Source organism: Paenarthrobacter sp. E2MeOHC11, from assembly GCF_058744955.1.
In genome coordinates, this window is the sequence record NZ_CP196673.1 from 2735161 (window position 1) to 2749411 (window position 14251).

Annotated in this window: 14 protein-coding genes; 6 read left to right on the plus strand and 8 right to left on the minus strand. The window is 63.9% G+C overall.

What is annotated here, in order from left to right; all coding sequences use genetic code 11:
* Nucleotides 1–62 precede the first annotated feature (62 nt).
* Entirely contained in the window at nt 63–1079 is a 1017-nt protein-coding gene (locus ACSSVG_RS12820; protein ID WP_492415116.1) for a LacI family DNA-binding transcriptional regulator, read from the plus strand.
* An 80-nt stretch (nt 1080–1159) separates the two neighbouring features.
* Here ACSSVG_RS12820 and ACSSVG_RS12825 read toward each other — a convergent pair whose 3' ends face one another.
* The 7 genes from ACSSVG_RS12825 to xylA all read right to left on the minus strand — a co-directional run bounded on the left by ACSSVG_RS12825 (nt 1160) and on the right by xylA (nt 10043).
* Nucleotides 1160–2056, minus strand: a complete 897-nt coding sequence (locus ACSSVG_RS12825; RefSeq protein ID WP_492415117.1) for an aldose 1-epimerase family protein — start codon at nt 2054–2056, stop codon at nt 1160–1162.
* A complete protein-coding gene (araA, locus tag ACSSVG_RS12830) occupies nt 2053–3588 on the minus strand; it encodes an L-arabinose isomerase (protein WP_492419200.1) in 1536 nt (511 codons plus the stop codon). Before araA ends, ACSSVG_RS12825 begins: the two co-directional genes overlap by 4 nt.
* Before the next feature lie 59 nt (nt 3589–3647).
* Nucleotides 3648–4355, minus strand: a complete 708-nt coding sequence (locus ACSSVG_RS12835; RefSeq protein ID WP_231338469.1) for an L-ribulose-5-phosphate 4-epimerase — start codon at nt 4353–4355, stop codon at nt 3648–3650.
* The gene (araB, locus tag ACSSVG_RS12840) at nt 4352–6073 is read right to left on the minus strand and encodes a ribulokinase (RefSeq protein ID WP_492415118.1); all 1722 of its coding nucleotides are present in this window, start codon (nt 6071–6073) and stop codon (nt 4352–4354) included. Before araB ends, ACSSVG_RS12835 begins: the two co-directional genes overlap by 4 nt.
* Before the next feature lie 209 nt (nt 6074–6282).
* Nucleotides 6283–7266, minus strand: a complete 984-nt coding sequence (locus tag ACSSVG_RS12845; protein ID WP_253469123.1) for a LacI family DNA-binding transcriptional regulator — start codon at nt 7264–7266, stop codon at nt 6283–6285.
* A gap of 69 nt (nt 7267–7335) precedes the next feature.
* Nucleotides 7336–8766, minus strand: a complete 1431-nt coding sequence (locus ACSSVG_RS12850; RefSeq protein WP_492415119.1) for a xylulokinase — start codon at nt 8764–8766, stop codon at nt 7336–7338.
* 89 nt (nt 8767–8855) lie between these two features.
* Nucleotides 8856–10043: a xylose isomerase gene (gene xylA / locus ACSSVG_RS12855; RefSeq protein ID WP_231338472.1), complete on the minus strand. Its 1188-nt coding sequence runs from the start codon at nt 10041–10043 to the stop codon at nt 8856–8858.
* Between the two features lie 143 nt (nt 10044–10186).
* Here xylA and ACSSVG_RS12860 point away from each other — a divergent pair, with 143 nt between their 5' ends.
* From ACSSVG_RS12860 to ACSSVG_RS12880, 5 genes are all read left to right on the plus strand, one after another.
* Nucleotides 10187–11392 carry an ROK family transcriptional regulator gene (locus ACSSVG_RS12860; RefSeq protein WP_231338473.1) on the plus strand — a complete coding sequence of 402 codons (1206 nt, stop codon included), beginning with the start codon at nt 10187–10189 and terminating at the stop codon, nt 11390–11392.
* Nucleotides 11393–11447: 55 nt separating this feature from the next.
* Nucleotides 11448–11780, plus strand: a complete 333-nt coding sequence (locus ACSSVG_RS12865) for an ABC transporter permease (protein WP_253464762.1) — start codon at nt 11448–11450, stop codon at nt 11778–11780.
* Between the two features lie 90 nt (nt 11781–11870).
* A complete protein-coding gene (locus tag ACSSVG_RS12870) occupies nt 11871–12950 on the plus strand; it encodes a YihY/virulence factor BrkB family protein (RefSeq protein ID WP_492415120.1) in 1080 nt (359 codons plus the stop codon).
* A 5-nt stretch (nt 12951–12955) separates the two neighbouring features.
* Nucleotides 12956–13180, plus strand: a complete 225-nt coding sequence (locus tag ACSSVG_RS12875; RefSeq protein WP_253464757.1) for a hypothetical protein — start codon at nt 12956–12958, stop codon at nt 13178–13180.
* 78 nt (nt 13181–13258) lie between these two features.
* Nucleotides 13259–13708 (plus strand): group II truncated hemoglobin, encoded by a 450-nt coding sequence (locus tag ACSSVG_RS12880; protein WP_492415121.1) that lies wholly within the window; start codon nt 13259–13261, stop codon nt 13706–13708.
* Between the two features lie 4 nt (nt 13709–13712).
* On the opposite strand, the gene ACSSVG_RS12885 is transcribed toward ACSSVG_RS12880, so the two are convergent.
* A complete protein-coding gene (locus tag ACSSVG_RS12885) occupies nt 13713–13886 on the minus strand; it encodes a hypothetical protein (RefSeq protein WP_231338479.1) in 174 nt (57 codons plus the stop codon).
* Nucleotides 13887–14251: the final 365 nt, after the last annotated feature.

Below are 14251 nucleotides of genomic sequence, written 5' to 3' on the forward strand. Positions count from 1 at the left end.
TAAACGGGAGGGTGTCAAGGCGTTTCCAACACATTGACGTCAGCCAGCGGAGATCGGAAAGCATGTCCCAGACAGCCAGCATCAAAGACGTTGCCACCCACGCCCAAGTAGCAGTGGGAACTGTTTCCAACGTGCTGAACTATCCGGATCGGGTCTCGCAGAGGACCAAGGAACGCGTCCTGAAATCCATCGCCGAACTCGGCTTCGTGCGCAACGACGCCGCCCGCCAGCTCCGCGCCGGCCAAAGCAGGACGATCGGCCTGATCGTGTTGGACGTCGGAAACCCCTTCTTCTCCTCAGTAGCGCGTGCCGCGGAGGATGCTGCCACCGCCCTGGGAAGTGTCGTGCTGGTGGGGGACAGCGGCCAGGACGCTTCCCGCGAAGCCCATTACATGGACCTGTTCCAAGAGCAGCGGGTCCAAGGCCTGCTGATCTCTCCGGTGGGTGATGTGGGGGAACGGATCGACACCCTCCGCGAACGCGGCGTGCCCACGGTCCTGGTGGACGAACTTGCAGACACCGAGCGTTGCAGCTCAGTCTCCGTGGATGACCAGGAAGGCGGCTATTTGGCCGCCAAGCACCTGCTGGACACGGGCCGCCGTCGTCTGGCTTTTGTTGGAACGCCGTCCATCCGCCAGGTGGCCAGCCGACTCAAGGGCGCGCAGCGTGCCGTGGCCGAGGTGCCGGGGGCGAGTGTCGAGGTTCTGGACTCCGCTGGGCAGACGGTCCTTGCAGGCCGGCAAGTCGGTAACGGCCTGGTGGAGCGCACTCCCGACGAACGGCCCGAAGCCGTCTTCTGCTCCAACGACCTCCTGGCCCTCGGAGTCATGCAGTCGCTGACCATGCTGCGGACCGTCCGGATTCCCGAGGACATCGCCCTGATTGGCTATGACGACATCGACTTCGCTGTCTCCGCCGTGGTGCCGTTGTCCTCCATTCGCCAGCCCACCGAGGCTCTTGGCCGGACGGCCATCGAGTTGCTCGCGGAGGAGCAGGAGAGCGGCGGAACCAAGCACCGGTCTGTGGTGTTCACTCCCGAGCTGGTGGTCCGCCAAAGCACTGCGGGCGCTGGCAGTTAAGTCCCCGCGCACCCAACTGAGTAACAGCACATGTCCCAATGGACGCCCATAGCGACATGTGCTGTTACTTAGTTGGGTAGCTACAGGGCGTAGATGCTCCACGACGCCGTGTGTTGGTCGCCGGGCTCCAACCGGATCAGGTCCGTCCCGCTGTTGAACGCATCCGGCGGGCAGGTCATGGGTTCCACGGCCAAGCCAAGCCGTCCCGGAACCGGTGCCGGTTTGTCTGCCGTATGGATCTGAAGCCAGGGGCAGCTTTCGTCCCATGACATCCCGACGCCGGTGCCCGCCGGGTCCCGCACGGAAAGCCGCGCCAGCCCGCCGTCGAACGCTATGTCCGTGAAGGCATGGTCGATTTCGGTGCTGCCGATGGCCCGCGCTGGGCGGAAGTCGAAAGCGTGACCTTCCACTGGCACGGTGCCGACGGGCAGCAACCGGTCGGGCGTGACTTCAAGGAACGACTCCGCGGAAAACTCGAGGACCCACTCGTCCAGCGGCGAGGGCCCTGCGACCAGGTAGGGGTGGGGGCACACACCATAGGGGGCGGCGACCTCGGCAGCGTTCCGAGCCGTGACGGCGGTGTGCAGTCCTGTGTCGTCCAGCGTGTACCGCGACTCAAGTTCCAGGACGAAGGGGTAGCCCGGCGTCGGGCCCACGGTGCACGTCAAGGTGAGCGAACCGGCGTCGGACTCCTTCAGGGTCCAGTCGAGCGGGAAGGCGAGCCCATGCAACGCAGTGGCCCGCTCAGGTTCGTTGATCGGCAATTGGTACGCAGCGCCGTCGAAGGTGTACCCGCCGTCGGCGATCCTGTTCGGCCACGGAGCGGCGATGATGCCACGGTAATCCGGGATCGGACCGCCGGCAGCGAAGGGGACAATAAGGTCCCGGTCGTCGAACTGCAGTACGCGCAAGGCGGCGGCCTGGGCGGTGACAACGGCCGTGTAACCGCCCGCGCTCAGCGTGTATTCAGTGCTCACAGGCCGCCGGCCAGCTTGTAGTAGGCGGCGTTCCAGTTGAGTTCCTTCTTGAACTGTTTGATGGTGGTGCCTTCGTCGATGGTGAGGAGTTCGGTCTTGGCGATTTCGGCGAAGTCCTCGAACACGTCCAGGCCCACCTGCGTGGACAATACCGTGTGGTGTGCGGCGCCGGCAGTGAGCCACGCGGCGGCCGAGGTAGCGAAGTTGGGCTTTGGCTCCCAGAGCGCGCGGGCAACCGGCAGATTGGGGAGCGGCTGGTCGAGGTCGACGACGTCCACCACGTTCGCGACCAGGCGGAACCGATCGCGCATATCGGACAGAGCGACGACGACGCCAGGGCCGGCGTCGGTGTCGAACACCATGCGGACGGGATCTTCCTTGCCGCCGATGCCCAACGGGTGGATCTCAACGCGCGGCTTTGTGGCGGTCAGCGACGGGCAGACCTCCAGCATGTGCGCACCCAGGATCTTCTCGCTCCCCGGCTCCAGGTGATAGGTGTAGTCCTCCATGAGTGAGGCGCCGCCAGGAAGGTCTCCGCCCATGACCTTGGCTGCGCGCACCAGGATGGCAGTCTTCCAGTCACCCTCGGCGCCGAAGCCGTAACCGTCGGCCATCAGGCGCTGGACGGCCATGCCGGGGAGCTGGCGCAGCTCGCCCAAGTCCTCAAAGGAAGTGGTGAACGCTGCGGAGCCGTTGGCTTCCAGGAAGCTGCGGAGGCCCAGCTCGATCTTGGCGCTGTAGCGCAGTGATTCGTGGCGGGCGCCGGCTGCTCTTAGCTCCTCGGCCACCTCGTAAAGGCGCTCGTACTCGGCAACCAAGGCGTCGACGTCGGACTCGCTGGCCGCGTGGACGGCGGCGGCGAGTTCGTTGACGGACCAGGTATTTACTGAGACGCCGAAGCGCAGCTCGGCTTCGGTCTTGTCGCCTTCTGTGACGGCGACGTTGCGCATGTTGTCGCCGAAACGGGTCAGCTTCAGCGAGCGGACGGCGGCCCAACCGGCCGATGCGCGCTGCCAGGCGCCCACCTGGCGGGCGACCTCAGGATTGCTGACGTGCCCGACGACGGTCTTCCGCGGCACGCCGAGGCGCGACTGGATGTACCCGAATTCGCGGTCGCCGTGGGCTGCCTGGTTCAGGTTCATGAAGTCGAAGTCGATGTCAGCCCAAGGCAGGTCCCGGTTGGCCTGCGTGTGCAGGTGCAGCAACGGCTTGCGGAGCGCGTCGAGGCCCTGGATCCACATCTTGGCAGGGCTGAACGTGTGCATCCAGGCGGTCACGCCGATCACGGAGTCATCCGAGTTGGCCTCCAGTGCGGTGCGGCGGATGGCGTCGGAATCGGTGAGGACCGGCTTCCAGACGAGCTTGACCGGGACGTCGCTGGTGGCGTTAAGGGCATTGGCAATCTCCTGCGACTGCGCTGCGACCTGCTTGAGGACATCCTCGCCGTAGAGGTGCTGGCTGCCGGTGAGGAACCAGACCTCGTACTGATCAAGAGATGTGCTGCTGGCGGATGTGTTGGTGGCGCTGGGCATTTTCATGGCTCCTGGGTGTGATCCGGGGTTGGGACGCTGGCGGGTTGAGGCGGTCCGCGTCAGCGGCCGTAGACGTTTTGATATCGGTCGTAGAGCGACTCGATCTTGGCTTGATCAATGGGCAGCGGATTGCCAAGTTGGCGCGAGATGTGGACCGTCCTGGCCACTTCCTCGCACATCACGGCTGCTTTGACGGCTTCGCGGGGGGACTTGCCGATGGTGAACGGGCCGTGGTTCTGCATGAGGACGGCGGGGGAATTGGAGTTCTTCAGCGTCTCCACAATTCCCTGGCCGATCGAGTCGTCCCCAATCAGCGCGAACGGCCCAACAGGGATGGATCCGCCGAATTCGTCACCCATCATGGTCAGGACACAAGGGATCTCTTCGCCGCGGGCAGCCCAGGCAGTGGCGTAGGTGGAGTGCGTGTGGACTACGCCGCCCACCTCGGGCATGTGCCGGTAGACGTAGGCGTGCGCGGCGGTGTCCGAGGATGGTGAGAGGTCCGGGTTGCCCCAGTCCACGGTGCCTGCGCTGCCGGTGTTGGTGCCCCTGACGGGTGTGCCGTAAAGGTCCGTGACCACCATGAGGTCCGGGGTCAGGTCGTCATACGAGACGCCCGATGGCTTGATGACCATGAGATCGTGCCCGGGGATGCGGCCCGAGACGTTGCCCGCCGTCCAGACCACCAGTTCGTAGCGGGTCAGTTCGGCGTGCAGTTCGCAGACTTCCGTGCGGACCCTCGCGATGGATTCCAGGAGGGTGCTCATGCGGAGACTCCTTCGAGGATGGTGGCCTGCTTCGCCGATCCCTGGATAGCTGCACGTTGGATCGCCTTGAGGCGGTGCATGAGGTTGTTCGTGCCGCGGCCGAAGTAGTCGTGCAAGGTGCGGTATTCCTGGAAGAGGACCTCGTAGGCGGCGACGTTTTCCGGGATTGGCGTGTAGACCGCGCCGGGAGCGGCTGCCATGGACGCGGCGGCTTCCCGGATGTCTTTGTACTTCCCGGCTGCCACTGCTGCGTGGATCGCCGAGCCAAGCGCCGGACCTTGTTTGGATCCGATCGTGGAGAGCTGCAGGCCCGTGATGTCGGCATAGACCTGCATGAGGAACTTGTTCTTCAGCAATCCTCCGGCCACGATGAATTCCTTGACCGGGACTCCGGAATCGCGGAAGGCGTCCACGATGGTGCGCGTGCCGAACGCCGTCGCTTCCAGCAACGCCCGGTACGTGTCCTCGGGCTTGGTGGCCAAGGTCTGGCCCACCACCACGCCGGAAAGTTCGTGGTCCACCAGCACTGAGCGGTTGCCGGAGTGCCAGTCCAGCGCGATAAGGCCGTGCTCACCAATGGCTTGCTTCCCGGCGAGCTCGGTGAGGTACTCGTGGATGCCCAGGCCTTGGTCCTTGGCGGCTTGGTGGTACTCCGGCGGAACGCCGTTCTTGGTGAACCAACCGAAGATATCGCCCACCCCGGACTGTCCGGCCTCATAACCCCAAAGGCCGTCCACGATGCCGCCGTCGACAACGCCGCACATGCCGGGCACTTCGCGGAGGACGTCGCCGTTCATGACATGGCAGGTGGACGTACCCATGATCGCGACCAGTTGGCCGGGTTCGACGGCGTTGGCCGCCGGAGCGGTAACGTGGGCGTCCACATTGCCCACTGCCACGGCGATCCCAGCTGGGAGTCCCGTCCAGGAGGCAGCTTCTTCAGTGAGGTAGCCCGCGGCGTCGCCCAATCGGCCGATGGTATGGTCCAGCTTCTCTGACACGAAGCCCTTGAACCCGGAGTTCAGTGCTGCCAGGAAGTCCTCGGACGGGTACTTTCCGTCTTGGTAGATGCCTTTGTAGCCGGCGGTGCACGCATTGCGGATGTAGTTTCCGCAGAGCTGCCAGACGATCCAGTCTGCTGCCTCAACCCAGTGGTCCATGGCGCCGTAGACCTCTGGGTCCTCCTCCAGGAGCTGCAGCCCCTTGGCGAATTCCCATTCCGAGGAAATCAGGCCGCCGTAGCGGGGAAGCCAGGACTCGCCGCGTTGCTCGGCGAGTTGGTTGATGCGGTCAGCCTGGGGCTGGGCCGCGTGGTGTCGCCAGAGTTTCACGAAGGCGTGCGGCCGGTCCGCGAACCGACCCAGTTCGTTCAGCGGCGTGCCGTCTGCCGTCGTCGGAACCATGGTGCAGGCCGTGAAGTCGGTGGCGATGCCCACCACGTTCTCCGGGTCGATGCCGGCGTCGGCGACGGCGGCCGGTACAGCATTGCGCAGGACATCGCGGTAGTCGTTGGGGACCTGAAGCGCCCAGTCGGCCGGCAGGCGTTGGCCGGTGCCGGGGAGCTTTTCCGTCACGACTGCGTGGGGATAATCGAACACCCCGCTGCCGATTTCGGCACCGTCCGAAACACGCACGACGACGGCGCGCCCGGACAAAGTGCCATAGTCCACGCCGATGACGAACTGCTCATCGAGCGGGAGGTTTTCAGAGGTATTCATGGGGTCTCCATCCGGCTGGCCAGGGCCTCATTGCCGGGGGTCGGGGTGGAAAAGTAAAGAAGGTCTGCTGTAATTGTTAGCGCTCACAACTTTGATGTCAAGAGCTGTTCGCGTGGAATGGGCACTTACGAAGGAAGCGGGCCCCGAACGCTCCCAAGTAGGTCGCAATAGTTGCCGTTCTGAGCACTCAAAACGGCATCTGCTGCTACTTAGTCGGCGAGGGGCGCCGTGGTGGAGCGGATGACAAGGTCCGGCATGACCGTGGCAGCTGAGACGGTGCTGCCGCTCTCCAAGCGATCCAGGAGCAAACCGATACAGCGCTGGCCGAGCTCTTCAAAGTCTTGCGCCACCGTAGTCAGCGGAGGAATGAAGTAGGCCGACTCCGGCTGGTCATCAAAGCCCACAACGCTGACGTCTGCCGGCACCTGCACGCCTGTCTCGTTGAACGCGCGCAGGACGCCAAGGGCCATCTGGTCATTGGCTACGAACAGGGCCGTCATGGAACGGTCCGCTGCGATTTTAAGGCCTTCGCGGTAGCCGCATTCGGCACTCCAATCGCCCTCGATCAAGGTCCCCGGTTCAAGTCCGGCCTCGGCCAATGCCTCCTGCCAGCCATCAATGCGGGCAGCGGCGTCAATCCAATCGGCCGGCCCGGACAGGTGGCCGATCCGCTGGTGGCCGAGACTCAAGAGGTGTTCGACGGCGAGCTTGGCTCCCTGCTTCTGGTCCACGGTGGCACCTGTGAGGTGCTCATCGCCAATGGACCCGACAGCAACCAATGGCACTTGGGCGGTGATGTCTTTGAGGACATCAAATGTCCCAGGGTGGGGAACCGTGACGACAATGCCATCCACCCCCTGATCCATGAAGTGCGCGATAGCGTCCTTGATGGTCTCCGGGGTAACTTCCCGCAGGCCTGCCACGCTGACGAAATAGCCCGCATCCCGTGCCGCCTGCTGGACGCCCAGAAGCGTGTGGGACGGCCCGTACTGCGCCATTTCGCTGCCGAGCACTCCGATGGTTTGGGAGCGTCGGGTCACCAGGCTGCGTGCAGCGGTGTTTCGCCGATAACCCAGCTCGGTGATGGCTTGTTCCACACGCTCGCGGGTTTTGGAACTCACGTTGGGGTGGTTGTTCAGGACCCGGGAAACAGTCTGGTGGGAGACCCCCGCCACGCGGGCGACGTCCTCCATGACAGGAGGACGGGCTGGTGCAGATTGATCAGAGCTCACCCTGTCACGATAGAGCACCCGCGGCCATGATCAGCCCATAGCCACCTTGGCGGCGTACTGACGGTATCTCGTCAGGAACGGCGCGGGCCCGGCGACGTCCCCGGGCGTCACATCCACGCCTTCCAATGACCACTCAGGCAGTGGCCCAGTCAGCACGCCGGCAGCCTGTCGTGCAGCGCCGTCAGCAACATATTCCCCGGGGTGGGGTACGAATACCGGTAGTCCAAAGACCGAAGCAGCAACCTGCTGGACGGCCTCCGATTGTGCACCCCCGCCCACCAAGATGATGCGCCGGGCAGCCACGCCTTGGGCTTGCAGCGCGGAGAGACCGTCCGCGAGCGAACACAGCACGCCCTCCACCGCGGCCCGCGCCAGGTTGGCCGGCGTGTAGTTGGAGACCGTGATGCCGTGGAGCGATCCAGTGGCATCAGGGAGGTTGGGTGTCCGTTCGCCGTCGAAATACGGGACCAGGGTCAGCCCCTCAGCCCCCTCGGGAGCGGATAACGCCAGGGCACCCATTTCCCCCAAATCCACTCCCAGCAACGCGGCCGTGGCATCGAAGATCCGTGTCGCGTTGAGCGTGCAGGCAAGGGGAAGGAAGTTGCCGGTGGCATCTGCGAAGCCGGCTACCAGACCACTGGCATCCCGTGCCGGCACGTCCGACACCGCAAACACGGTCCCGGACGTTCCGATGGAAATGACAACATCCCCGACGGCGGCGCTGACGCCCAGGCCTGCTGCGGCGTTGTCGCCGGCACCGGGGCCGATAAGGGCACCGCCGGGCGTCTTGCCGGCAGCTTCCAAAGGTCCCACGACGACAGGCAGGACCGGAATATGCCCGAGGGTGCTTTCGAGCACCTCCGGCAAGTAGTTGCCACTGCTCGCCGAGAAGTAGCCCGTCCCTGACGCGTCCGACCTGTCGGTGCGGAGGAGCTCCAACGATGCCGGCCCGCTTCCGGGCCCATGACCGGCAAGCCGCCAGGAAAGCCAGTCGTGGGGCAGGCAAACCGCGGCAGTGAGTCGAGCATTCTCCGGTTCGTTCCGGGCCAGCCAGTGGAGTTTTGTGGCAGTCAACGATGCCACCGGTACGGTGCCGGTGCTGGTTGCCCAGTACGCGGCTCCGGCCAGGGCATCGCCGTCACCGGCTTCAAGAATCAATTCCTCGGCGTTCGGCGCGGAGCGGGTGTCGTTCCAGAGCAGGGCTGGGCGTACAACACTCCCGGACTCGTCCAGGCACACCATGCCGTGCTGTTGGCCACCAATGGAAATGGCATCCACGTCGTCCAGCCCGCCTGCCTTTTGGATCGCTTCCTGGAGGGCCGTCCACCAGTGATCAGGGTGTACTTCCGTCCCTTCTGGATGGGGTGCCCTGCCCTGACGCACCAAGGCGCCCGTGACTGAGTCCCGGATAACCACTTTGCACGACTGGGTGGAGCTGTCGATCCCGGCTACGAGAGGCATGCGTTTTGTTCCTTTGGCGAACCGTGGCCGGGCCCTGCAGGGCGAACCTCGCAGAGCCCGGCGATGGGACTGTGGTGGGTGGGAGTGACCTAGCGGGAGCCGAGCAGGTGCTCGATGGCCAGCTGGTTGAGGCGGACGAAGGCGAATGAACGCTCGGCGGCCTTGTCGGCGTCGAACGTTTCGAACGCGCTGGCGTCAGCCAGCAGGTCCGCAGTGGTCTCACCGGCGTTCAAGGTGGACTCGCCCAATTCGAAGACACCCGACGTGGCGAGGGCTTCCTGGACTTCCGGATCCGCCCGGAAAGCGAGGGCGCGTTCCTTCAGCAACAGGTACATGGACATGTTGGACTTGGCTGATTCCCAGACGCCGTCGTAGCCATCGGTGCGGGACGGCTTGTAGTCGAAGTGGCGCGGGCCGTCGTACCTGGGTCCACCGTTGGGGAAGCCGTTCTCCAGCAGGTCTACCGTGAAGAAGGCACTGGTGAGGTCGCCGTGGCCGAAGACCAGGTCTTGGTCGTACTTGATTCCACGCTGGCCGTTGAGGTCGATGTGGAAGAGCTTGCCGGCCCACAGCGCCTGTGCGATGCCGTGGGTGAAGTTCAGCCCGGCCATCTGCTCGTGGCCGGTCTCCGGGTTGAGGCCCACGATGTCGCCGTGTTCCAGCTGGGCGATGAACGCCAGGCCGTGGCCGACGGTGGGGAGGAAGATGTCGCCGCGGGGTTCGTTCGGCTTGGGTTCAAGGGCGATCCGGAGGTCATAGCCCTTTTCCTTGATGTAACCGGCTGCGGTGTCCACGCCTTCCTTCATGCGGTCCAGCGCGGCCGACAAATCCTTGGAGCCGTCGTATTCGCTGCCTTCACGGCCGCCCCACATTACGAAGGTCTCTGCGCCAAGTTCGGCTGCGAGGTCGATGTTGCGCAGGATCTTGCTCAGGGCGAAGCGACGGATCGAGCGGTCGTTTGACGTGAATCCGCCGTCCTTGAACACCGGGTGGCTGAACAGGTTGGTGGTGACCATCGGGGTCTTCAGGCCGGTCTCAGCCAAAGCCGCCTTGAAGTTCTTGAGGATGAGGTCGCGCTCGGATGCGGTGGCGTCAAAAGGAATCAGGTCATTGTCGTGGAACGTGATGCCATAGGCGCCGAGCTCGCTGAGCTTGTGCACGGCCTCAACCGGGTCCAGGGCCGGGCGGGTGGCAACACCGAAGGGGTCGGCGCCGGTCCAGCCGACGGTCCAAAGGCCAAAGGTGAAGCGGTCCTGCGGGGTGGGCTGCGGGGTCATTTTGCTCCTTTGCAAAGCACTGGGGGAGGAAGGCCAAGAAAAACCCTCCAATTAGTTTTCAATCTGAACTATATGGTGGATGATGGATCATGGTCAATGGAAGCCAGCAATAATTCTTCGAATCCGCAGGGAGTCCCACGCCAGTGAACGAGTCAACAGCGCCCGGCCGCGTCGGCGATGTCCGCCGTCGAAATCTTTCGCTGGTCCTGGACTCCATTGCCCGGACCGGCGATGCCAAGCCCAGCCGCGCGCAGCTTGCCGCCGGTACGGGACTGACCAAGGCGGCAGTGTCCAGCCTGGTGGCCGACCTCGTAGAGTCGGGGCTGGTTTCGGAGGTGGGCCTTTACCGCGACGGGGAGCGGGGGCGGCCTGGCCAAGGGCTCGAACTCAGCTCACGCCGGGGTGTCATTGGCATGGAGATCAACGTCGACTACCTGGCTGTAGGGCTGGTGGACCTTGGAGGCAACCTTCGGTTCCATTCATCGGTGGAGTCTCGAAACCGGGGATTGGCGCCCGAAAAGGTCATGCAACGCCTGGGGGGCTTGGCTGCCGAAGCGAAGGCCGCTGCGGCGGCCGAAAAAATCGCCATCATGGGTGGCGGACTGGCGGTGCCGGGACTGGTGGACGGGCAGCGCAATCTGGTGCTCTCCGCCCCGAACCTCCATTGGGAGAATGTGCAACTGCATCCACGGTCACTGCTGGAAGGCGCTCCGCTCGGCGTCCGGCTGTCCAACGAGGCCAACAGTGCAGCCTTGGGCGAACTTTGGTACGGAGGCGGGAGGCCTGACTTCCTCTACGTCTCGGGCGAAGTGGGCGTTGGTGGTGGAGTCATCATCGGCTCCGAGCTTTACACGGGACCAGGAGGCTCGGCTGGCGAACTGGGCCACATCGTGGTGCACCCGGAGGGCCCGGCCTGTTCCTGCGGTGGGGCCGGGTGCCTGGAGACTTTTGCCGGCCAGGAAGCCATTTTCGAAGCGGCCGGAATCCCGGAAGGTTCGCTGGGCGAGCGCACGGAACTACTGCTTGCGGCCTTGGCCGTGCAGGATCCGGGGGCTACCAAGGCAGTTCACGACGCCGGACGGTACTTGGGTGTCGCGCTCGCCTCTTCTGCCCGGTTGATGGATATTGAAGCAGTGGTCCTCGGTGGGCATTTCGCCCTGCTGGCGGAGTGGCTCAGGCCGGCGTTGCTGGCAAGCCTGGAGCGTTATGCGCCGGGGTTGTTGGAGCCGGGCAACCTGACAGTGTCCGGCCTCGAGCATTCGGGCACGCTCCTCGGCGCTGCCGGCCAGGTGATTCGTTCCGTCATTGAGTCGCCTTTTGAGTTTCTGTTGGCGAGCAAACTGGCCTAGTGCCGTCAGCGCTCAGCCGCGGCCGGCGCTGGAATCCCGGCGGACCATGGCGGCTGTGGGGCTGCTTGTGGCCTTCATCCTTGCCTTCACCTGGTTGTCCACTTTGGCGGGGCTGCTCCTTAGCCCGGAAGCTGCCAGTGGCCTCACCAGCATCACGATTTTCCTTCCTTACGTCAGCAGCGCCTTCGTGCGGCCGGAAACCATGCCGTCCTGGTTGCGGGGCTTCGCTGAGCACCAGCCATTCACGCCGGTCACCGAGGCGTTGCGGGCTTTCCTGCTGGGCGGGGATGCAGGAGCTTCCGGGTGGCTCGCTGCAGCGTGGTGCCTTGGCCTCGGTTTCGCTGGATGGGTGGGTTCCGCGATAGTGTTCCGGGGTCGCAGGCTATAAATCGGTGTGGGCCTTTCGATTAATTCATCAGTATGCTTACTATTGATGGATCAGTTGTTCGCGCAAACCATCCCCACGAACGAGTGCCCCATGACTACACAAGACTCAGCCCAGACCAGCACGGCCAAATCGCAGACCGCTCCGTCCCCTGAAGATTCGCGTAAACCTGACAGCCCAAACGACCTCGCGAAGCCCACCTGGGTGTACATCGCCAAGCGGACCCTGCGCGAATTCATCAAGGATCAATGTCCGGACGCGGCGGCTGGCCTCACCTACTACGCTGTCCTTGCCCTCTTCCCGGCACTCCTGGCTTTGGTTTCACTGCTGGGAATCTTCGGGGACGCGGGGAAGACTACGTCGGCCCTCCTGGACATGGCTCAGCAGTTCGCACCGGGCCCGGGCGTTGACACGCTGCGGCAGCCCATCGAGGAACTCACCCAATCCAATGCGGCCGGCTTTGCGCTGGTCTTCGGCATCGTCGTGGCGCTGTGGTCAGCCTCCGGCTATGTCACCGCATTCAGCCGCGCCATGAACCGTGTCTACGAAGTGGACGAGGGCCGCGGCTTCATCAAACTCCGTGGCACGATGCTCGCCGTAACAGTTGTCGCCGTCGTCGGTGCCGCGCTCGCAGCGGCCATGCTGGTTTTGAGCGGCCCTGTGGCGGAGGCGATTGGCGGCGCAATCGGCTTGTCGGAGGCGTTCCTGACTGTCTGGAACATCGCCAAGTGGCCGGTCCTCATTGTCGTCGTGGTGGCCATCATCGCTGTGCTCTACTACTTCACGCCCAACGTCAAACAGCCCAAGTTCCGCTGGATGAGCATGGGTTCGCTCATTGCGCTGGTAATTTTCGCCCTGGCATCGCTTGGTTTCGGCTTCTATGTGGCGAACTTCAGCAATTACAACAAGACATACGGTGCCCTCGCGGGCGTCATCATCATGCTGCTGTGGCTCTGGATCTTGAATATGTCCTTGCTGTTCGGCGCGGAATTCGACGCCGAGATGGAGCGGGGACGCCAACTGCAGGGCGGCATTGAGGCCGAAGAGACCATCCAATTGCCCCCGCGAGACACCAAGAAGAGCGACAAAATGCAGGAAAAAGAAGACGAAGTCATGCGGGACGGCGAGGAAATCCGCGAGACCCACGGCGACGAACCGCGCAAGGGCAAGTAGCCGGAATGGATATCCCAGCAAGGGGTGACATCACCCGCAAGGCCAAGCTCAAGTCCATCAAGAACGGCGACACGGTGCAGATCCAAGGTGAAATCTTTCAGGTCAGAGCCGTGCTGCCACAGGACGGCTCGCGGAACATCAGCCTGGAACTTCAAGCGCACGACGGCGGGTCAGTCACCTTTATTGGTCTGCCGAAGGCCCGCGTGCAGCTCGCTGCCCGAGCTTCCTGAGCCTGCGCGGACTTCCTCAGCCCGCCGGCCCGTCCCTCGGCACTTCACGCCCGGCCGTCGTCGTGGCATCGTTTCAGCATGGAGACGGTGTATGAGGCGTCCGGTGGAAGCGACTATTTCCTGGCGCTGGCCGCTGCATGGCATGTCAGGGTGGTGGCGGACGAGGTGGTGGGGCACGCGTTCCGGCACGGCGTTCACCCCGAGCACACGCAGCGACTGGCCGCCTACTGGAGCGAGGCCCTGGGCGGCCCACCGCTGTACTCGGGCGCCTACGGTGACGAAACATCCGTGGTGAGGATGCACAGTGGAAACGGTCCCCATGAAGAGATGAACCTCCGGGCCATTGAGTGCTTCGATCAGGCGTTGGCGGACGTCGGCCCAGAGGATGCCCGACTCCGCGGAATACTTCACGATTACTTTGCCTGGGCCACTACCAACACCATGGCCCGCTACGAACGCTCAGCAGATGATGTCCCTCCAGGACTGCTGATTCCCAAGTGGTCCTGGGGTGGACTCGTCGCCACGTGACAGCTCAGGCTTCGGCCGGGAAGCCTTGGTCGGCGTCGTCCCACCAGCCCTCCCAAGCGCTGGAGGTCAGGCGCTCGGTGGCGAAAACAGGGGCGTGCTCGGGGCTGGAATCACCGGTGGGGCCGCTGTGGCTGCCGCTGGCGTCGAGGAAAAAGGTCAGGGTCTTCAAGAGCATCATAGTGGTGTCCCTTCAATGGTTTCGTGGACGTCTTTGTCCAGGTAAAACCAATGTAAGTGGCCATTGTTTCCTCGCGTCGACGCAATGTTTCAGCTTTGTACCACTTATCTCACCTGCGCATTCGAGGACGTACAGCTGACACAAACAGGGTGTACCGCCACCACCTACTTTGGAAGCCACGGCCCCCGCGACACACCCACAATGCGGCGTGTCAGGCCGGTTCGGAAATCAAAGTGGGTGTCAGCCGTACGCCCAGGCCAGCAAGCCCAATGAAACGCCCGAGTGTACCGCCACCACCTACTTTGGAAGCCACGGCCCCCGCGACACACCCACAATGCGGCGTGTCAGGCCGGTTCGGAAATCAA